At 72.8% G+C, this 19,399-nt stretch carries 19 protein-coding genes; 9 read left to right on the top strand and 10 right to left on the bottom strand.

The genetic code is table 11. The annotated features are described in order from the left end of the window. Window positions 1–9 precede the first annotated feature (9 nt). The 3 genes from SACTE_RS25605 to SACTE_RS25595 form a co-directional block, all read right to left on the bottom strand. Entirely contained in the window at window positions 10–1,275 is a 1,266-nt protein-coding gene (locus SACTE_RS25605) for an NAD(P)/FAD-dependent oxidoreductase (protein ID WP_014048918.1), read from the bottom strand. 138 nt (window positions 1,276–1,413) lie between these two features. Next, complete coding sequence (locus tag SACTE_RS25600; RefSeq protein WP_014048917.1) at window positions 1,414–1,779, bottom strand: DUF3140 domain-containing protein; 366 nt, start codon at window positions 1,777–1,779, stop codon at window positions 1,414–1,416. Beyond that, window positions 1,779–2,009 carry a DUF2945 domain-containing protein gene (locus SACTE_RS25595; protein ID WP_014048916.1) on the bottom strand — a complete coding sequence of 77 codons (231 nt, stop codon included), beginning with the start codon at window positions 2,007–2,009 and terminating at the stop codon, window positions 1,779–1,781. The genes SACTE_RS25600 and SACTE_RS25595 overlap by 1 nt, the downstream gene beginning before the upstream one ends. A gap of 216 nt (window positions 2,010–2,225) precedes the next feature. On the opposite strand from SACTE_RS25595, the gene SACTE_RS25590 reads away from it, so the two are divergent. From SACTE_RS25590 to SACTE_RS25580, 3 genes are all read left to right on the top strand, one after another. Then, on the top strand, window positions 2,226–2,804 hold the full coding sequence (locus SACTE_RS25590; protein ID WP_014048915.1) for a DNA starvation/stationary phase protection protein: 579 nt from the start codon (window positions 2,226–2,228) through the stop codon (window positions 2,802–2,804). Window positions 2,805–2,960: 156 nt separating this feature from the next. Then, window positions 2,961–3,383 carry a PPOX class F420-dependent oxidoreductase gene (locus SACTE_RS25585; RefSeq protein ID WP_014048914.1) on the top strand — a complete coding sequence of 141 codons (423 nt, stop codon included), beginning with the start codon at window positions 2,961–2,963 and terminating at the stop codon, window positions 3,381–3,383. Between the two features lie 151 nt (window positions 3,384–3,534). Further along, the gene (locus SACTE_RS25580; protein WP_014048913.1) at window positions 3,535–4,194 is read left to right on the top strand and encodes a hypothetical protein; all 660 of its coding nucleotides are present in this window, start codon (window positions 3,535–3,537) and stop codon (window positions 4,192–4,194) included. A gap of 52 nt (window positions 4,195–4,246) precedes the next feature. On the opposite strand, the gene SACTE_RS25575 is transcribed toward SACTE_RS25580, so the two are convergent. The 5 genes from SACTE_RS25575 to manD form a co-directional block, all read right to left on the bottom strand. Next, the gene (locus SACTE_RS25575; RefSeq protein ID WP_014048912.1) at window positions 4,247–4,639 is read right to left on the bottom strand and encodes a GNAT family N-acetyltransferase; all 393 of its coding nucleotides are present in this window, start codon (window positions 4,637–4,639) and stop codon (window positions 4,247–4,249) included. Between the two features lie 98 nt (window positions 4,640–4,737). Then, the gene (argG, locus tag SACTE_RS25570) at window positions 4,738–6,183 is read right to left on the bottom strand and encodes an argininosuccinate synthase (protein WP_014048911.1); all 1,446 of its coding nucleotides are present in this window, start codon (window positions 6,181–6,183) and stop codon (window positions 4,738–4,740) included. A 54-nt stretch (window positions 6,184–6,237) separates the two neighbouring features. Next, window positions 6,238–7,083 (bottom strand): SDR family oxidoreductase, encoded by an 846-nt coding sequence (locus SACTE_RS25565; protein WP_014048910.1) that lies wholly within the window; start codon window positions 7,081–7,083, stop codon window positions 6,238–6,240. Between the two features lie 131 nt (window positions 7,084–7,214). Further along, on the bottom strand, window positions 7,215–7,676 hold the full coding sequence (locus tag SACTE_RS25560; protein WP_176724301.1) for a GNAT family N-acetyltransferase: 462 nt from the start codon (window positions 7,674–7,676) through the stop codon (window positions 7,215–7,217). Between the two features lie 126 nt (window positions 7,677–7,802). Beyond that, window positions 7,803–9,017: a D-mannonate dehydratase ManD gene (manD, locus tag SACTE_RS25555; RefSeq protein WP_014048908.1), complete on the bottom strand. Its 1,215-nt coding sequence runs from the start codon at window positions 9,015–9,017 to the stop codon at window positions 7,803–7,805. A 197-nt stretch (window positions 9,018–9,214) separates the two neighbouring features. On the opposite strand from manD, the gene SACTE_RS25550 reads away from it, so the two are divergent. Together SACTE_RS25550 and SACTE_RS25545 are read left to right on the top strand one after the other, a co-directional pair. Next, the gene (locus SACTE_RS25550; RefSeq protein ID WP_014048907.1) at window positions 9,215–10,177 is read left to right on the top strand and encodes an LLM class flavin-dependent oxidoreductase; all 963 of its coding nucleotides are present in this window, start codon (window positions 9,215–9,217) and stop codon (window positions 10,175–10,177) included. A gap of 250 nt (window positions 10,178–10,427) precedes the next feature. Further along, window positions 10,428–11,897, top strand: a complete 1,470-nt coding sequence (locus SACTE_RS25545) for a sugar transferase (RefSeq protein WP_014048906.1) — start codon at window positions 10,428–10,430, stop codon at window positions 11,895–11,897. Between the two features lie 58 nt (window positions 11,898–11,955). Here SACTE_RS25545 and SACTE_RS25540 read toward each other — a convergent pair whose 3' ends face one another. Beyond that, the gene (locus tag SACTE_RS25540; protein WP_014048905.1) at window positions 11,956–12,939 is read right to left on the bottom strand and encodes a GDP-L-fucose synthase; all 984 of its coding nucleotides are present in this window, start codon (window positions 12,937–12,939) and stop codon (window positions 11,956–11,958) included. Between the two features lie 114 nt (window positions 12,940–13,053). Here SACTE_RS25540 and gmd point away from each other — a divergent pair, with 114 nt between their 5' ends. From gmd to SACTE_RS25520, 4 genes are all read left to right on the top strand, one after another. Next, window positions 13,054–14,067: a GDP-mannose 4,6-dehydratase gene (gmd, locus tag SACTE_RS25535; protein WP_014048904.1), complete on the top strand. Its 1,014-nt coding sequence runs from the start codon at window positions 13,054–13,056 to the stop codon at window positions 14,065–14,067. A 184-nt stretch (window positions 14,068–14,251) separates the two neighbouring features. After that, the gene (locus SACTE_RS25530; protein WP_014048903.1) at window positions 14,252–16,507 is read left to right on the top strand and encodes a LamG domain-containing protein; all 2,256 of its coding nucleotides are present in this window, start codon (window positions 14,252–14,254) and stop codon (window positions 16,505–16,507) included. After that, window positions 16,507–17,211, top strand: a complete 705-nt coding sequence (locus SACTE_RS25525; protein ID WP_014048902.1) for a hypothetical protein — start codon at window positions 16,507–16,509, stop codon at window positions 17,209–17,211. The genes SACTE_RS25530 and SACTE_RS25525 overlap by 1 nt, the downstream gene beginning before the upstream one ends. Next, on the top strand, window positions 17,208–18,107 hold the full coding sequence (locus tag SACTE_RS25520; RefSeq protein WP_014048901.1) for a glycosyltransferase family 2 protein: 900 nt from the start codon (window positions 17,208–17,210) through the stop codon (window positions 18,105–18,107). Before SACTE_RS25525 ends, SACTE_RS25520 begins: the two co-directional genes overlap by 4 nt. On the opposite strand, the gene SACTE_RS25515 is transcribed toward SACTE_RS25520, so the two are convergent. Next, a complete protein-coding gene (locus SACTE_RS25515; protein ID WP_014048900.1) occupies window positions 18,037–19,197 on the bottom strand; it encodes a glycosyltransferase in 1,161 nt (386 codons plus the stop codon). The two genes, SACTE_RS25520 and SACTE_RS25515, sit on opposite strands and share 71 nt — an antisense overlap. Window positions 19,198–19,399 lie beyond the last annotated feature (202 nt).

Below are 19,399 nucleotides of genomic sequence, written 5' to 3'. Positions count from 1 at the left end.
GGCGCGGGTTCACGTCCGGGCGGCGCGGGCCGCCGCGCGGTCGGCCAGCACCTCACGCGCCGCCCGGCTGCCGGATGCCAGGGCGCCCTGGACGGACCCGGTGGCCCGGTGGTCCCCGCAGACGTACCGGCCCGGCGCGAAGCGGGTGGTCCGGCTCAGCGGCCAGGGCGGGCGCATCGCGGGCAGCGCGCCCTCCACCGTGTACGCGGCGACCGCGTCCCAGGTACTGGTGTCCGCGTCGTACAGCTCGGCCAGCCGGGCGCGCACCGTCTTCTCGCCGCCCGGCGGACCGGCGCCGAGGACGGAGGCCGACACCAGGGCGGTACCGGGCGGGGCGTAGGTGGGGGCGGCCTCGGTCAGGACGCAGCTGTTCAGGACGGCCAGGGCGCTGTCGACGACCAGGGTGGGTTCGGTCAGCGGCGACTTCCCGGCCGCGTAGTAGTACGTCGTCACCGTGCGGCCGTCCGGGACCTCCAGGCCCGGCAGCAGACGGGCGGCCGTGACGGCGTCCGTGGCCACGACGACGGCGGCCGCCGGGCGCTCCCGTCCGTCCGCCAGGAGCACCCCGGCATCGGTGAGCCCGGCGACGGGCGTACCGAGCCGCAGGGCGTCCTCGGGCAGCCGGGTGGCGAGCTGGGCGGGTACCGCGCCGATGCCGTCGGCGGGCAGACAGAGCGTGCCGCGCGCCATGCTCCGCCAGACCAGGTGCAGGAAGCGGGCGGAGGTCTCCAGCCCCTCCTCCAGGAACACCCCGGACAGGAACGGCCGCAGGAGGTCCTCGATCGCGTCCGGCGACAGCCCGGCGCGCACGAGCGCGTCCGAGGCGGTGCGGTCGGTCGTACGGGCCAGCCGCTTCGGTGGCAGCAGGACGTCGCGGGCGGTGAGGGCGGCGAGCGCGGTGAGGTCCCGGGCGGACAGGACGCGGCCGGGCAGCAACTGCGCGGCGTCGCCCGGACGCCGGGTCGGGTCGGTGAGGCGGACCCGGCCCGAGGGCGTCCGGGCGACGAGGCCGGGGGTGAAGGGGCGCAGGCGCAGGGCACGCAGGTCGAGACGGGACTTCACCTGCGGATAGGAGGTGTTGAAGACCTGGAAGCCCCGGTCCAGCAGGAAGCCGTCCTTGCGGTCCGTCCGCATCCGGCCGCCCACCGCGTCGGACGCCTCCAGCAGTTCGACGCGCAGGCCCGCGCGGCTGAGGTCGAGTGCGCAGGCCAATCCCGCGAGACCGGCGCCGACGACGACGGTGTCCGGTGCTGCTGGGTGCTGTCGGTTCGTCATCCGTGCCCCTCGGCTGCTTCGTCCCCGCACGGCCGACGGGACCTCAAGCCGATCACGTTCCGGGCGCCGAAGCCAGCAGCCTCCCTGGGCATCCCCTCTTCGTGTGACCCGTGTGCACCACGGCGGGGGGCGTGCGGGTCACTTCAGCGGGTCGTGGCCCCAGTTCATGAGGGAGTACCGCCACGGCGTGTCGGTGACGTCGCCGTCCGGGCGCTGCGCGAGGTGGCGGTGCACGTAGCCCACGACCTCGCGCATGTGGGCGAGATCGTCCTCGTCGAGGTCGGCCTTCTTCGTGCGGAGCAGCCCGACGATGCGCCGGCCCGACGCGTGCCCGACGCTCTCGCCGCCGCCCTTCTGTCCGCCGCCCTTCCGCCCGCGCCCCTTCTGTCCGACCTCGTGGGAGGCGTCGGTGCCGAGCCAGTCCTCCAGCCGGGCGGGCGTCATGTTGACCGCTTCGCCGAACGCCTTGGCGGTCGCGTCCCGGTCCCCGCCGTCCCCCGCCATCAGGAGCGGTCGCCCTTCTTGTGCAGAGCGCCGGGCTTGTGCACGGCGGAACGGCCGGACCGGTCGCTCTCCACCTCGTACTGCGGGTCGTCCTTCGAGGCGTCGACGGTCCGGCCCGCCGCCTCGGTGCGGTCCGTGATCTTCTTGGTGACCTTGCCGGGCACCTCCTGGCCGTGGCTCCTCCAGGAGACCTCGTCGCCCTTCGCGATGTCGTCGTCCTTCTTCGTCACAGCGCCCTCCTGATTCCCTGCCGAACGGGTGATCGATACATCTCGGCCCTTTCCAGGGTCGGACAGATCGCCGTGCCACGCACCCGTGGCGGGGTCGGCGGGCGGCGCGTCCGCACCGGTGAAACACACCGCGGGCCGCGCGCGGCCGGACTGCGGAGCCCACAACGAGCTGTTTGTCTGGGGGTCTCAGCATCCACACCCGCAAGGAGTCCCGCCGTGGCGTCACAGCGCTCGAACATTTCGTACACCGTGCCCGGGGTGAGCGCCCAGGACAGCGGGCAGATCATCGCGCTGCTGCAGATGCGTCTGCACTCCCTCAACGATCTGTCCCTGACCCTCAAGCACGTGCACTGGAACGTCGTCGGCCCGCACTTCATCGCCGTGCACGAGATGATCGACCCCCAGGTCGACCAGGTCCGTTCCATGGCCGACGACCTGGCCGAACGGATCTCCACCCTCGGCGGCGAACCGAACGGCACGCCCGGGGCGCTGGTGAAGGACCGCACCTGGAACAACTACTCGATCGGGCGGGCGGAGGCCATCGAGCACCTCGGGGCCCTCGACATGGTCTACACGTCGGTCATCAAGGACCATCGCGAGGCCATGCAGGCCACCGAGACGTCCGACCCGGTCACCCAGGACATGCTGATCGAGCAGCTCCGGGGCCTGGAGCTCTTCCAGTGGTTCGTCCGCGCCCACCTGGAGTCCAGTGGCGGGGTGCTCTCCACCCGCGGCGCCTCCACCGAGACCGGCGCCGCCGGTCAGGCGGCCGAACAGGCCCGCACCCAGCCCTGAGCACCCGGCCCTGACCGCCGCACCGGGCCCGCGTACGGTGCCGTACACGGGTTCGGCCCGCCGGCGGCGGGTACCGGTCCCGGACGGCCCGGCGCCGGAGCCCGGCCCGGCACCTCCGCCCCGTACACCGCTGTCCGCCGACACCGAGGAGTTCACATGTCCAAGCCGCCGCTGCCGCCCGAGGCCGTGGAACTGCTGCGCCGCCCCAACCCGTGCGTCCTCGCCACGGTGCGCTCGGACGGCGCGCCGGTCTCCACGGCCACCTGGTACCTGTGGGACGACGGCCGGGTGCTGATCAACATGGACGAGGGCCGGGTACGGCTCAAGCACCTGCGCAACGACCCGCGGGTGACACTCACCGTGCTCGCCGACGGCGACTGGTACACGCACGTGACCCTCATCGGGCACGTCGCCGAGATGTACGACGACGAGGGTCTCACCGACATCGACCGCCTCTCGACCCAATACACGGGCAACCCGTACCCGGAACGGAAGCGGGCCCGGGTGAGCGCCTGGGTCGAGGTCGACCGGTGGCACGGCTGGGGCTCGCTGAAGGACAGCGACCAGGCGTCCACCTGAGAGATCCGGGCGTACGCGCCCGGTGACGTGCGGGAGCGGCAGGCGGCCCGACCCGGGCGGCCTGCCGCTCCGTCCTGTCCGGCCACCTCTTCGGGTCCTGAGGGCTGGACTGCGCGGCGATAGGGTGGCGCCGGAGGCGAGGGGGCACGGCGTGGAGAACGGGCAGGTCCGGGACGCGCTGCGGCACGTCCGCTGGATCGGGGGCGGGAGCGGCGGGGGCAAGTCGACCGTCGCCCGCGGGCTGGCGGACCGGTACGGCTGGCGCCTCTACGCGACCGACGACGTGATGGGCGACCACACCCGGCGGGTGCCGGTCGGGCAGGCTCCGTATCTGCACGCCTTCATGGGCATGAGCATGGACGAGCGGTGGGTGGACAGGTCCCCGGAAGTCATGCTGGAGACGTTCCACTGGTTCCGCGGTGAGGGCTTCGGCCTGATCGTGGAGGACCTGCTCCGGCTGCCCCGGGACCGGTGCGTCGTCGTGGAGGGCTTCCGGCTGCTGCCCCGCCTCGTGAAGCCCCTGCTCACCGTGGAGCGTCAGGCCGTCTGGCTGCTCCCCACCCCCGCGTTCCGCGAGACGGCGGTGACCGGGCGGGAGGCGCCGGGAGAGGGATTCACCTGGCGGACCACGGACCCGGAGCGCGCCGCGGCCAACCTGGCCGCGCGCGACCGTATGTTCACCGACCGCCTCCGCGAGGAGACGGCCCGGCTCGGCCTGCGCACGATCGAGCCGGGGACCGGAACGGCCGAGGACGATCTGACCGGCCGGGTGGCGGAGGCGTTCGGCCTCGGGCCGCGGTCGAGCGGGTGAGCGGACGAGCGGGTGAGCGGGCGCGCCGCCGCCGGGGGCGGCGCACGTCGGCTCAGAGGGGGATCGGTCCTGCGGCCTTCGGCCTGAACCCGCACGCGTCGAGGTGGAACGGCCTCGGTCCGTCCACGAAGTCGCCGTGGCCAGGCGCACCCGGCCGCCCGGCCCCGCGTGCCGCCTCCGCGACCGGCTCGGAGCCGACGGCGGCCCGGCGGTGGGCCGGGGCGACCACGGTGTCCGGAAGGAACGCGTGGGCACCGCCGTCCCAGGCGACGTCGACGAAGCCGACGAACTCTCCGTCATGGCGGGAGCAGACCCAGCCGAGGCTGTGGCCGTACAGCCGGGCCGTCCGGTCGGCGCCCTGGACCGGGTGGCCGAAACCCTCCGCGTGCAGGGCGTCGAGCGCCGCGTTCTCGCTCTCGCCCCGCCACTCGTACGTGATCGTCATGGCGGGAGCGTAGATCGCCCGGCGCGGGCCCGACGAACGGAAAAGGCCGGCCCGGCGCCCGGAGGGGGCGTCGGGCCGGCCTGGTGCTCCGGGGAGAGTCAGTCCGTGCCGAACTCCATCGCGGCGCGGTCCAGCATCTCCTCGTCGCCGGAGACCTCGCCGCGGGAGGCGATGGCCTCGGCGCCGCCCTCGGGCATGGCGCCGATGAGGCCGGTCGCGGCGGCCTGGGCGGCCCCGATGGCCGGGTTGGCGGTGCCGATCAGGCCGATACCGGCGTACTGCTCCAGCTTGGCGCGCGAGTCCGCGATGTCGAGGTTGCGCATGGTGAGCTGGCCGATCCGGTCCACCGGGCCGAACGCCGAGTCCTCGGTGCGCTCCATGGACAGCTTGTCCGGGTGGTAGCTGAACGCCGGACCGGTGGTGTCGAGGATCGAGTAGTCCTCACCGCGCCGCAGCCGCAGCGTGACCTCGCCGGTGACGGCGGCGCCGACCCAGCGCTGGAGCGACTCGCGCACCATCAGTGCCTGCGGGTCCAGCCAGCGGCCCTCGTACATCAGGCGGCCCAGGCGCCGGCCCTCGTTGTGGTACTGGGCGAGGGTGTCCTCGTTGTGGATCGCGTTGACCAGGCGCTCGTAGGCGGCGTGCAGGAGGGCCATGCCGGGCGCCTCGTAGATGCCGCGACTCTTGGCCTCGATGATGCGGTTCTCGATCTGGTCCGACATACCCATGCCGTGGCGGCCGCCGATGGCGTTGGCCTCCATGACGAGGTCGACCGGGGAGGCGAACTCCTTGCCGTTGATCGTGACCGGGCGGCCCTGCTCGAAGCCGATCGTCACGTCCTCGGCGGCGATCTCGATCGACGGGTCCCAGAACCGCACGCCCATGATCGGCTCGACGGTCTCCACACCGGTGTTCAGGTGCTCCAGCGTCTTGGCCTCGTGGGTGGCGCCCCAGATGTTGGCGTCGGTGGAGTACGCCTTCTCCGTGCTGTCCCGGTACGGCAGCTCATGGGCGAGCAGCCACTCCGACATCTCCTTGCGGCCGCCGAGCTCGGTCACGAAGTCCGCGTCCAGCCAGGGCTTGTAGATCCGCAGGTTCGGGTTGGCGAGCAGGCCGTAGCGGTAGAACCGCTCGATGTCGTTGCCCTTGAACGTGGAGCCGTCGCCCCAGATCTGCACGTCGTCCTCCAGCATCGCCCGGACCAGGAGCGTGCCGGTGACCGCGCGGCCCAGCGGGGTGGTGTTGAAGTACGCACGTCCGCCGGAACGGATGTGGAACGCCCCGCAGGTCAGCGCGGCCAGGCCCTCCTCGACCAGCGCCGCACGGCAGTCGACCAGCCGCGCCAGCTCGGCACCGTAGGCCTGTGCGCGGCCGGGCACCGAGGCGATGTCGGGCTCGTCGTACTGGCCGATGTCGGCGGTGTAGGTGCACGGGACGGCACCCTTGTCGCGCATCCACGCGACCGCGACCGAGGTGTCGAGGCCGCCCGAGAAGGCGATGCCGACGCGCTCGCCGGCCGGAAGGGAGGTGAGGACCTTAGACATGGGAAGAGTATGCATGATTACGCATGACCATGCAAAATCCGATGTCCGGGGCCCTCAGGACGACACGGGCGTCCCCGGCGCGATGTCGTACGCCTTCTGCACGAGAGCGGGGCGACGGCCGTCGTTCACCTGCCGGCTCCACTGGGCGTCGACCTGTTCGCGGGCCTGCTGCTCCATCTCGGCGGGGAGCAGGTGCCGGTAGCGGCTCTCCTCGCCGAGGAGGACGCGGACCGTGCGCTCGAAGACCGGCTCGGGGTCGTACTGCTCGTGCGGGAAGGCCAGTTCGGCGTAGTCGTGGAGACGGTCGGCGGGGTCGTCGCGCCATTCCTTCCACGTCTCGAACATGGTGTCGTTGAAGCCGGTCAGGAACGGGCCGGGATTGATCGTGGCCACCGTGACGCCGAACTCGGCCAGCTCCTGGTCCAGCGCGTCGGCGAACGCCTCCACCGCGTGCTTCGATCCGGCGTACGCGCCGGTGAACGGGTCGACGGTGAGTCCGGCGACCGAGGACATGAAGACGATGCGCCCACTGCGGCGGGCGGCCATCTGCCGGGCGATGCCCTGGGTGAGCAGGACGGGCCCGAAGACGTTGACCTCGAACTGCCGCCGGAGCCGTTCCTCGGGGATGTCGGCGGTGGCACCGCCCTCGGAGACCCCGGCGTTGTTGAGGAGGACCTCGACCTCCCAGGTCCAGGCCCTCTCCCGGTCGCCCGGGTCGGTGACGTCCAGCTTCTCGACGCGCAGTTCGACCCCGCGCTCCCGCGCCTCGGCACGCACCGCGCTGACCTGGGCGATGATCTCCACGCCCGCGATCACCCGGTGCCCGGCGGCCGCGAGCCGCAGGGCGACCTCCTTGCCGAAACCGCTGCCCGCGCCGGTGATCAGAATCGGTCCTGCCATGTCGCCACACCCTTCCTGGTCGGAATACCGCCTGCGGCTCCGATCATGGCGTGTGAGCACGGCGGTGGGCGGCAAGGCGCCACAGCGCGTGTTGGGATCCGGGACGGCACCCTGGAGCGCCCCGGCCGTCCTCAGCCGTCCGCGGGGAGGACCAGCATGATGTGCTCCTGCTCGCCGTGCCGGACCGTCCCGGTGCGCCGGAATCCCGCCTTCTCCAGCAGCCGCACCGAACCGGTGTTCTCCGCGTGGGGGTCGGCGTGGAGGGGCCTGGCCGTCTCCCGGGCCAGGAAGAGCGTGAGCGCCCGCGTGCCGACGCCCCGGCCCCAGTACTCCCGGCCGAGCCAGTACCCGATGAAGCGCCGGTCCTCCTCCCACCACGCCACCACGTTGCCCGCCGTCACACCGTCGACGGTGACGGCCTGGACGAAGACGGCGGGGTCACCGAGGACCCGGGTCTGCCAGTGGGTCAGGAACGCCTCCCGTTCCCTGGGCCGGAAGTTCGACCGCCGCGCCGCCTCCGGATCGTGTTCCTGGGCGAGGAAGACCTCCAGATCGTCACTCCGCACATCTCTCAGACTCACCTGTTCACTCATGCCGCGGAAGTGTGCCACCCGCCTCTGACAACGGGCGGCGGGCGAGCCGGTCCCAGGCATGCCGTCGAGGTCCCAGGAGTGCGCGGGACACACGAGGTCTCCGTCACGGACACCGCCCGGCCGGGTTCACCAGTCGTGGACGGTGCCGTCCTGGAGGCGGTTGACCGGCAGGTAGGCGGCCTCGTACGGATGGGCCGCCGCGGCCTGCTCGTCGAGCTCCACGCCGATGCCGGGCGCGTCGCCCGGGTGGAGGTGCCCGTCGGTGAACGTGTAGGCGTGCCGGAACACCTCCTCGGTGCGCGGGGTGTGGGGCGCGTACTCCTGGATGCCGAAGTTGTGCACGGCGAGGTCGAGGTGGACGGCCGCCGCCATGCCGACCGGCGAGATGTCCTGCGGGCCGTGGACGGCGGTCCTGATCTGGTACAGCGCGGCGAGGTCGAAGAGCTTGCGCAGCGGTGTGACGCCTCCGAAGTGCGTGACGGCGGACCGCACGTAGTCGATCAACTGCTCGGTGACCAGCGTCTGGTAGTCGTGGACGGTGTTGAACACCTCGCCGACGGCGAGCGGCGTGGTGGTGTGCCGGCGGATGAGGCGCAGGGCCTCCTGGTTCTCGGCGGGTGTGCAGTCCTCCAGCCAGAACGGCCGGTAGCGCTCCAGGTCCTTGCCGAGCCGTGCCGCCTGGATCGGGGTGAGCCGGTGGTGCACGTCGTGGAGCAGGGGCAGTTCGGCGCCGAACTCCGCGCGGACCGCCTCGAAGACCGCGGGGACGTGCCGGAGGTAGGCCTCGGTGTCCCAGTCCTCCACCAGCGGCCTGGCCTGCTGGTGGAGGACGGGAGCCCCGTCGCCGTCCGTGGTGTGCACCCCGTACACGGCCTTCAGCCCGGGGATGCCGCTCTGGATGCGGACCGCGGGGTACCCCTCGGCGAGGCGGGCCCGGACCGAGTCGAGCAGTTCGGGGATGTCTCGGCCGTCGGCGTGCCCGTACGTGCGGATCCGCTCGCGGCTCGCGCCTCCCAGGAGCTGGTACAGCGGCATCCCCGCCGCCTTGGCCTTGATGTCCCACAGCGCGACGTCGACGGCGGCCAGGGCGGCCATCGTCACCGGGCCGCGCCGCCAGTAGGCGCCGCGGTACAGGTACTGCCACGTGTCCTCGATCCGGTGCGGGTCGAGGCCGGTGAGCAGGGGCACGACGTGGTCGGAGAGATAGCCGACGACCGCCAGCTCCCTGCCGTTGAGCGTGGCGTCGCCCAGGCCGACGATCCCTTCGTCGGTGGTCAGTTTCAGCGTCACGAAGTTCCGGCCGGGGCTCGTGACGACCACGGTCGCGTCGACGATCTTCATGCGGTGCTCTCTCCGATGCGGTGGGTGCGGCGAACCGGCTCAGCCGCCCACCCTGCACCACCCGGCGGCGCGCTCGCGCGGCGGGGCGGCGGAGCCGGAGGGCCGCCGCCGGCGGGTCGCGGGGTGGCGTGCCCGGTCTGCGAAGCTGTCGTGCCACCCCGCCCCGGCATCTCGCCCCGGCCCACCAGGAGTTACCGATGAGCAGCCCCCACCGGTCCGTCGGCGTCGTGCTGCCGTGCGATCTGCCCGCGGACGCCGTCCTGCCCTTCGCGCGCCGGGCGGACGGGCTCGGCTTCGACAGTGTGTGGGTCGTGGAGGACCTGGGTCACCGCGGGGGCGTCGCCCAGGCCGCCGTCGTCCTGGCCTCGACGAGCCGTATCCGCGTAGGCATCGGCCTGCTGCCCGCGGGGAGCCGCAACGTGGCCTTCGCGGCCATGGAGATCGCCACCCTCGCCCAGCTCTTCCCGGGGCGCCTGGACGTCGCGGTGGGGCACGGCATGCCGGCCTGGATGCGCGGTGCCGGCGCCTGGCCCGCGAGCCCGCTGACGCTGCTGGAGGAGTACGTCACCGCGGTCCGGCAACTCGTGCGCGGCGGGCGGGTGCGGGACGACGGCCGGTACGTCCGCCTGGACGGGGTGCGGCTGGAGCCTTCGGCGCTCCCCTCCCCCGCGCCCGACGTGCTCGCCGGGGTGCGGGGCCCGAAGTCGCTGGCCGTGTCCGGGAGGGTGGCCGACGGCACGGTCCTGGCCGAACCTGCGGCTCCCGCGTACGTCCGGGAGGCCGTCGGCCACATCGCTCCCCGTCGGCCGCACCGGGTCGTGGCGTACAACGTGGCCTGCGTCGACGAGGACCCCCGGGCCGCGCTGGCCGCGGCACGGCCCGCGCTGGAGTGGGTCGGAGAGCCGGACTGGCGGGCGCAGGTCGCCGCGCTCCCCTTCGGCGACGAGCTCGCCGGGCTGCGCGCCCGGTGCGCCTCCCGGGCCGAGTTCGCCCGGCGCATGCCCGACGCGTGGGTGGCCGAGCTGGCGGTGGCGGGGACCCGGGAGCAGGCCCGGGCCAGGATCGCCGCGCTCCGGGAGGCGGGTGTGACCGACGCGGTCCTCATCCCGGCCGGTAAGGACCCGTCGGCCGCGCTGGACTCGCTGGCGACGGTGCTCTGAGCCCGCCGCCCGCGCAGGAGGGTTCCCGCGCTCCGGCGAGCCCGTCCGAACTTCATGGGAACTCCAGCGAAATGGCACGTGTGTGGATATCGTGCACCGAGCGAAGGCGCATCCGTCAGTCCACGAGATCGGCGGATGCGTCCCGTTCGGGGGTGCGACTGTGGCTGGGGGGCTCATGGGGCATGTCGAATTACCCGAATCGGACTTATCAGGGCCGGTAGGGCTGGCAGGGGCACCACGGCCGCGCACCATGGGGTCCCGCAACCGCACGGCGGCACTCGAACAGTTGTGGAGAGCGCCGAGCGCACCGCACGACCACCCGCGGGTGAAGCGGGCGGCCGGAAGGCCGGACCGACGCCCGCACCTCCTCGCCCTGACCGATCTGCTGGGCCTGGGCGCGCCCGCCTGGTGGGTGCTGCACGCGGCCCACGCGCCGCGCCCTTCGGCCGCCGCCGCCGTCGCCGCCCTCGTCTGGGTGGGTGTGCGTGCCACGCGCGGCCGGTACACGGAACCGCCCCCCGGACGGCCCCGCCCCTTCTCCCCACCGCTCGCCGACTGGCTGGTGCTCGTCGGGACGCTCGTCGTGCTGCTGGCCGTGACGGGCCACCGGCCGGATCCGGCGACCGCCGTGCCGGCCCTGGTGCCCGGCCTGGCGGCCGCCCTGACGGCCGTCGCGGCGGGGCGATGGCGGGCCGCCCGGCGCCACGGGCCCGCCCACCGGGTCCTGGTGGTGGGCGAGTCGGCCGGCCTGGACCGCGCGGTCGGCCGGCTCACCTCCCGGGCGGGCCACCCGTACGCGGTGGTGGCCGCCGTGCCGGTGGGCGGGGGCGCCCCGGGCGGGGAGACCCCCGTGCCGGGGCGGCTCGCTCCCGAACCTGCCGAGGACGACGTGTCCACGGTGCTCGGCAGCGCCTTCGCCCACGACGCGGACCTGGTGCTCGTGGCGCCCGGCCCCAAGCTGACCGGCGACCGGCTGCGCCGGCTCACCTGGGGTCTGCACGACGGGGGCGTCGCGCTCTGCGTGCTCTCGGACCTCTCGGGGACGGCGGCCGCCCGGGTCCGCCCCGCGTCCGTCGCGGGGCTGACGCTGCTGCACGTGGCGCCTCCCCTGCGGCACGGGCCGCAGGCCGCGCTCAAGGCCCTGGTGGACCGGATCGGGGCCGCGCTGGGCCTGCTGGTGCTGGCACCGCTGTTCCTCGCCGTCGCACTGGCCGTCCGGCTCACCTCCCGTGGCCCGGTCTTCCACCGCCAGGTCCGGCACGGGCGGCACAACACCCCCTTCACCATGTGGAAGTTCCGCACGATGGTGGCGGACGCGGAGTCCCGCAAGGAGCAGCTCGCCCGGGTCAACGAGAGCGAGGGCCCGATGTTCAAGATGCGCCGAGATCCCCGGGTCACCCGGATCGGCCACGCGCTGCGCCGTACGTCGGTCGACGAACTCCCGCAGCTCTTCAACGTCTTACGAGGTGACATGTCCCTGGTAGGCCCGCGCCCGCCGCTGCCGGAGGAGGTGGCGCGCTACGACGAGAAGGAGCTGCGGCGGCTCGCGGTCCGGCCGGGGCTGACCGGCCTGTGGCAGGTCAGCGGGCGCTCGGACCTGTCGTGGCAGGAGACGGTCCGCCTCGACCTCTGGTATGTCGACAACTGGTCGGTGACGACGGACCTGGGACTCCTCGCCCGTACCGTACGGGCCGTCGCCGACGGCCGGGGGGCGTACTGAGGTGGCGCGGGCACACGTGCGAGGGGGCCGCGCCCGTCGCGGCCGGACGGTCCGGGGGTCAGCCGCGCGCCGCGGGCTGACCCAGCCACCAGGCGTAGGTGCGGGCGATGCCGTCCCTCAGCGGGATCCGCGGCGTGAAGCCGAGGGAGGTCAGCCGGGAGACGTCCAGGAGCTTGCGCGGGGTACCGTCGGGTTTCGAGGCGTCCCAGGCGATGCGCCCCTGATATCCCGTCACCTCCCTTACGGTCTCCGCCAGTTCCCTGATGGTGAGGTCGACGCCGCAGCCGATGTTGACCGGCTCGTCGCCGTCGTAGGCCTCCAGCAACCGCACGCAGGCGGCGGCCAGGTCGTCGACGTGCAGGAATTCACGGCGAGGGCTGCCCGAACCCCAGAGGGTGACCTCGGGCGCACGCTCCCGCCTCGCCTCGTGGAACCGGCGGATCAGCGCGGGCAGCACGTGGGAGGTCTCCAGGTCGAAGTTGTCGCCGGGACCGTAGAGGTTGGTGGGCATGGCACTGATGTAGGACGCGCCGTACTGCCTCCGGTAGGACTGCGTCTGCACGATCCCGGCGATCTTGGCCAGCGCGTAGGCCTCGTTCGTCGGCTCCAGGGGCCCGGTGAGCAGGGAGTCCTCCCGGATCGGCTGCGGGGCGCGCCTGGGGTAGATGCAGGACGAGCCGAGGAAGAGCAGTCGGGGCGTACCCGCCGCGTGCGCGCCCGCGATCACGCTGAGCTGGATACGCAGGTTGTCCTCCAGGAACTGCACGGGCCAGGTGCTGTTGGCCATGATCCCGCCCACCTTGGCGGCGGCCAGGACGACGGCGTCGGGACGGACGTCCCGCAGGAACCTCCCGGTGGCCGCCACGTCGCGCAGATCGAGCTCGTCCCGGCCCCGGGTGACCACCTCGTGACCGTCGGCGGTGAGACGGCGGGCCAGCGCCGAGCCGACGAGACCGCGGTGGCCCGCGACGAATACACGGGCACCGGGAGACAGCAGCGGTCGGCCCAATTTCCGGGATTCCTGGGGGAGTTCAGTCGTCATGGCTCGGATTGTGCCAGCACCTCCGGACTCAGGGGACCTTTTACGGCAAACCGCCCAGACCACGCCATTCAGGTGCATCATCCCGCCCGTCGGGCGACCACAGAAGGGGGAGCCATGGCAAAGACCGCACTCATCACCGGGGTGACCGGTCAGGACGGTTCGTACCTGTCCGAGCTGCTGCTCGACAAGGGGTACACCGTCCACGGCCTGATACGCCGTTCGTCGAGCTTCAACACCGAGCGGATCGACCACATCTATCAGGGGCCCGAGGAAGCGAATCGTTCCTTCGTCCTCCATCACGCCGATCTCTCCGACGGCGTCGCGCTGGTCAACCTGCTCCGTGACATCCGCCCCGACGAGGTCTACAACCTGGGCGCCCAGTCACACGTCCGGGTCTCCTTCGACGCGCCCCTGTACACCGGTGACGTGACCGGGCTCGGCACGATCCGGCTTCTGGAGGCGGTGCGGGCCAGCGGTGTCGAGACCCGGATCTACCAGGCCTCGTCCTCCGAGATGTTCGGCGCCAGTCCGCCCCCGCAGGACGAGCGGACGCCGTTCCACCCGCGCAGCCCGTACAGCGTGGCCAAGGTCTACGCGTACTGGGCGACCGTCAACTACCGCGAGGCATACGGTATGTACGCCGTCAACGGCATCCTGTTCAACCACGAGTCGCCGCGCCGGGGCGAGACCTTCGTGACCCGCAAGGTCACCCGCGGGATCGCCCGGATCAAGGCCGGGCTCCAGGACCGCCTGCACCTGGGCAACCTCGACGCCGTGCGCGACTGGGGCTACGCCCCGGAGTACGTGGACGCGATGTGGCGGATGCTCCAGTGCGACGCCCCGGACGACTACGTGGTGGCCACCGGCGAGGGCGTCAGTGTCCGGCAGTTCGTCGAGTACGCCTTCGCTCACGCGGGCCTGGACTGGGCGGAGCACGTCCGCTACGACCCGAAGTACGAGCGCCCCAGCGAGGTCGACGCGCTCGTCGGGGACGCCTCCAAGGCCGGGGAGCTGCTCGGGTGGAAGCCCGAGGTGAAGACCCGGGAGCTGGCCCGGATCATGGTCGACGCGGACATCCGGCTGCTGGCCGACCAGCTCACCGGGGCGACGGTGCGGGTGGACCGATGAGCGGGTCCGCGAAGCACCGCCACGGCCTCGTGCCGGCCACCGGCACAGGGACCGGGGACCCGGTCCCTTCAGGACGTGTTTCGCAAGTCCCGCCCGCCCGCCGGGCGGACGGCGCTACGTTCGCCGTACGCCCTCGGACCGCGGCCGGCCGGCCGCGGCTCGTCCTCACCTCCGGAGCTGGATCATGAACGTAACCACGGGCCGCGGGCCGAGCGGGGGACGCGGCCGGGTGCGCGCCGCGGCCACCGCGCTCTGCCTGTTCGCCGGGGCCCTGACCGCGACGGCCACGGGCGGGACCCCGTCGGCGGCGGCGTTGACCCCGCCCGTCGCGATCACCGCCGACGACCTCACCACCTGGCAGACCAACGGCATCGTCTGGTCGATGGCCGCCGGTGACGGCGTCGTCTACGCGGGCGGCACCTTCTCCACCCTCCGCCCGCCGGGCGCGGCGGCGGGCACCTCCGAGCAACCGGCGCTCAACTTCGCCGCGTTCGACGCGGCGACCGGCTCGCCGACCGGGTGCAGCCTGTCCTTCACGCTCTCCTCCGGCACCGCCACCGTGCGGGCGCTGGCCCTGTCCCCGGACGGGAAGACCCTGTACGCGGGCGGGCAGTTCGGGTCGGTGAACGGCGAGGGGGTCAGCAACATCGCGGCCGTCGACACCGCGACGTGCACCCCGCGCAAGGACTTCAAGATCTCGGTCTCGGCGACCGTCCGGGCCATCGACGTCACGGCCAACACCGTCTACTTCGGCGGCGACTTCAACAGCGTGGGGGGCCAGACCAGGAAAAAGTTCGCCGCCGTCACCACGGGCGCCGCCCTGCTGCCCTTCACCGCCGACGCCGACGAGGTGGCCCGCGCAGTCCAGGTCACCCCCGACGGACGGCACGTCGCGCTCGGCGGTGACTTCTTCAAGGTCAACGGCACCAGCAGCCACGCCCTTGCCGTGGTGGACGCGACGACGGGCGCGCTGGTCAAGAGCTACCCCGGCTTCATTCCCGACACCTCCACGGTGCAGGACCTCACGACGGACGCGACCGGCCTGTACACCGCGAACGAGGGGACCGGCGGCGGCGTCTTCGACGGCCGGATCGCCATCGACCTCGCCGGCTACCAGCAGCGGTGGCGCGACACCTGCCTGGGAGCCACCCAGGCGGTCCTGGTCCACTCGGGCGTGCTCTACAGCGGCAGCCACGCCCATGACTGCGCCGACATGGGCGAGTTCCCGGACCAGCCGCGCAAGCACCTGCTCGCCCAGTCCGTGGACGACCCTGAGCTGCTGCCGTGGTTCCCGGACACCAACGACGGCATCGGCGAGCCCGTGGGGCCCCGGGTGATGTCCCAGACCGACAGGGGCGGGCACCACTACCTCTGGGTCGGCGGGGAGTTCACCACCGTCAACGGCGTCCGGCAGCAGGGCCTCACCCGGTTCGCGGACGGCCCCGACACCGGGGCGCCCTGGGTGCCCAACGTGAGTCTGTCCACGCTCACACCGGGGCGGATCGACGTGAACTGGCAGACCAGTTTCGACACGGACGACGGCGAGCTGACCTACCGGATCTACAAGGACGGGGCGAGCACCCCGGTGCACACCACCACCGGTTACTCGGTCTTCTGGGACCGGCCGCAGCTGCGGTGGACCGACACCGCCGTGGCGGCGGGCGAGACCCACTCGTACCGGATCACCGCGAGCGACGGCACCAACACCAGCGCCAAGTCCCCCGCCCAGTCCGCGACGGTGTCGGCGACGGCGGAGCGCTACCCGGCGCGCGTGCTGTCCGACGGGGCCTCGGTGTACTGGCGCTACGACGAGGGCACCTCGACCTTCGCGGCCGACGCCACGGGCAACCGGAACAACGGCTTCCTGCGCAACGCGCCGGCGTACCGGCAGACCCCGGCCGCCGTCGCCGGAAGCTCGACCGCCATCGGCTTCGACGGGACGAGCCAGTACGCCTACGGCAACACGCTGCACCCGGCGCCCACCCGGTTCTCGGTCGAGACCTGGATCAGGACGACCACCACCCGGGGCGGGAAGGTCATCGGTTTCGGCAACCTGACGATGCAGAACAGCACCCGCTACGACAAGCACGTCTACATGGCGGACAACGGTCGGCTGGTCTTCGGCGTGTACAGCGGCGGCTACCGCACCGTCACCACGACCGCCGCCTACAACGACGGCAACTGGCACCACGTCGTCGCGACCCAGGGCACCGGTGGTATGGCGCTGTACGTCGACGGGCAGCTGCGCGCGTCCAGCTCCGCCTACACCGCGAGCCAGAACACCCCCGGCTACTGGAGGGTCGGCGGGGACAACCTGGCCAACTGGCCGAACCGCCCGACCAGCAACTTCTTCGCCGGGCAGATCGACGAGACCGCCGTCTACCCGACCGCGCTGAGCGCCTCCCAGGTCAGCGCGCACTACGCACTGAGGACCGGCTGATGAGGCATCCGTTCCTGGCCGGCGCCGCCGTCGCCCTCGCGACGGCGGTGCTGGCGGCCTGCGGTTCGTCCGGCGGCGGACAGGACGCGAAGGCGGACCCCGCGCCGTCCCGGGACGTGGTCTCCGCGCCGGCCGCCGCAGGCCCCTCGGCGTCACCGGGCTCGTCGGGCGGGGACGCCCAGGCCGCTTCCCCCGAGGAGGCGGGTGAGCCGCCGAAGGTGCCCGCCGGGGAGATCACCCCGGCCACCGGCACCTTCAGCAAGCCGCAGAAGGAGTACCTGACCGACCGGGTCCCCGAGGGGATGGACCCGGCGGCGGTGCTCCAGACCGGTCAGGAGACCTGCGACCGGCTCCGCTACCTGGCCAAGGCCGACCGGGAGATCGCCGTGGGCTCGATCGTCGCCGGCGAGGTCGCGGACGCGGCCCCCGCCGTGGCGCACCTGTGCCCGCGGCACCAGGACCTGGTCGACGAGGCGGCGCTCGGCTACGCGGACGGCACCCACACCGGCGCGACGCTCCGGCCCGGCCGCTACCGCGCCCCCTCCCCCACGAAGGACTGCGCGTGGCAGCTGGCCGGGGCGAAGGGCGAGCAGCTCGCCGCGGGCTCCACGGACCGGCCGGTGTCGCTCACCGTCCCGGCCTCCGCCCGCACCTTCACCTCCACAGGCTGCTACGCCTGGCTGCCCGAAGGGAAGACGCGTTGAGCAAGCTGCCCATCGCCGTGGCGATCCCCACGAAGAACGAGGGCCTGAACATCGCCGAGGCGGTGAAGTCGGTCCTCGGCCACTTCGAGGCGGTCGTCGTGGTGGACTCCCACAGCACCGACGACACGGCGAAGATCGCCGAGGAGTGCGGGGCCGAGGTGGTCACCTACACCTGGGACGGCGGCCACCCGCGCAAGAAGCAGTGGTGTCTGGAGAACGTCCGCACCGACCTGGACTGGATCCTGCTGCTCGACGGCGACGAGCGGATCAGCCCGGGTCTGCTGGCGGAGCTGCGGCGGATCTTCGCCGGCCCGGACCGGCCGAAGCCGGCGGCGTACGACATCCCGCTGGGCTACTGGTTCTCGGGGAAGCGGCTGCGGCACGGCTACACGATCCGCAAGCGCTCGCTGACCGACCGGACCCGCTGCCACTACCCGGAGGTCGGGGATCTGGACGCGCCGGGGATCGGCGAGGTGGAAGGGCACTACCAGCCGGTCGCGGCGACCTCCCAGGCGCTGCACAACCCCATCGAGCACCAGGACCTGGACCCGGTGACCGCCTGGTTCGAGCGGCACAACCGCTACTCGGACTGGGAGGCGTGGCTGGAGCACCATCCGGACGTCAAGGAGCAGGTGCGCAGGGTGAAGTCCCGTCAGGGGCAGCTCTTCCACAAGGCGCCGCTCAAGCCGCTGGTCTCCTTCGCGTACATGTACGTCTACCGGCGGGGCTTCCTGGACGGCCGCGCGGGACTGGACTTCGCGCTGGCGATGAGCTTCTACCGGTGGCAGATCGCCCTCAAGTCCCGCGAGCGAAGGCCGGGTTGGGTCACCGTGCCCTCCGGCGGACCACGTCCTCGTAGGTCTGCCCAAGGGTGCGGGCGACGGACTCGACGCTGAAGCGCTCGTTGACCAGGTCCCAGGCGGCCTTGCCGGCCCGGTCGCCCGCCCCGGGTTCCAGGAGCTCCAGGACCGCGCCGGCGATCCCGGCCGCGTTGGCGGCGTCCTCGCCGACGCGGCTGTCGACGACCCGGCCCGCTCCGGCGGCCGCCACGTCGGGCCCGAGGCCGCAGGTGCGGGTGATGACGGCGGGGGTGCCGACCGACATGGCCTCCAGGACCGAGACGCCCAGGGGTTCCTCGATCGACGGCAGGACGTACACGTCGGCCCGGCGCCCCGCGTCGAGCACCTCCTCGTGACCGAGCGGCCCCACATGGTCCAGCGCGTCCATGACGCCCAGCTTCCGGGCGAGTGCCAGGGTGCCGGGCAGCGCCCCGGTGTCGGGTCCGGCCAGCACGAAGCGGGCGTCGGGGTGGCGGGCCAGGACGGCCGGCATGGCGGCGACGAAGTCCTCGGGGCGCTTGCGCTCCTGGATGCGGGCCAGGAACAGGACGACCGGCGGCCTGCCCGGTTCGCGTGCGGGCTTGCGCTCCTGCGTGCGTACGCCGTTGACGAGCCGCACGGTGTTCGTGAGGGCGACCGGCGCGGCGACGGCGCCGACGTCGAGGCGCTCCTGCTCGGTGAGGTGCAGGACGGCGTCGGCGCGGCGCAGCACCGTGCGCACACCCAGCAGGTCGGTGAGCTGGGCGACCCGCTTCTCGGTGGGGTCGACCATGCCGTGGGTCTGCACGACGAGCGGGGTGCGGGTGGCCAGGGCGAGCAGGGCGGCGGGCAGGGTCACCAGGTCGCGCATCAGGTGGACGTGGACCAGGTCGGCCCCGCGCATCATGCGGCGCGCGGTGCGCAGAAGGGCGGCGGAGGTGATGCCGCTGACCTCGAAGGCGGGGAGCAGGTGGCGGGCCTGGAAGAGGTGCGCGGGCACTCCCTCGACCTCGCCGGGCAAGGCCCCTTCGAAGCCGTCGCCCAGGGCCATGAGGCGGGCGTCGTCGCCGTGGGCGCGCTGGACCTTGGAGAGGTTCAGCGCGACCCTGGTCGGCCCGCCGAACGCGTGGTCCGGAGTGTGCAGCGTGACAATGTGCAGGACCTTCACCGGGGTTCCCCTCAACTTCGGCCGACCGGCCCAGACTAAGGGCTGTCCCGTAGTACCTGGTGGGTCAGTGTGCGGCGTCAGACGCGGTGCGTCGCAAGGCGGAGGGACGTCCGCATACGCCTGGGGGCACCTTGCGGGCGTATTCGGGCGTTCCGACGACGCGGCGAGGTGCGGTAGCCGTCGTCGCGCGCCCGCCAGGGAT

Source organism: Streptomyces sp. SirexAA-E, from assembly GCF_000177195.2.
Classification (GTDB): Bacteria; Actinomycetota; Actinomycetes; order Streptomycetales; family Streptomycetaceae; genus Streptomyces; species Streptomyces flavovirens.
This window is presented reverse-complemented; position numbering and strand designations above follow the sequence as displayed.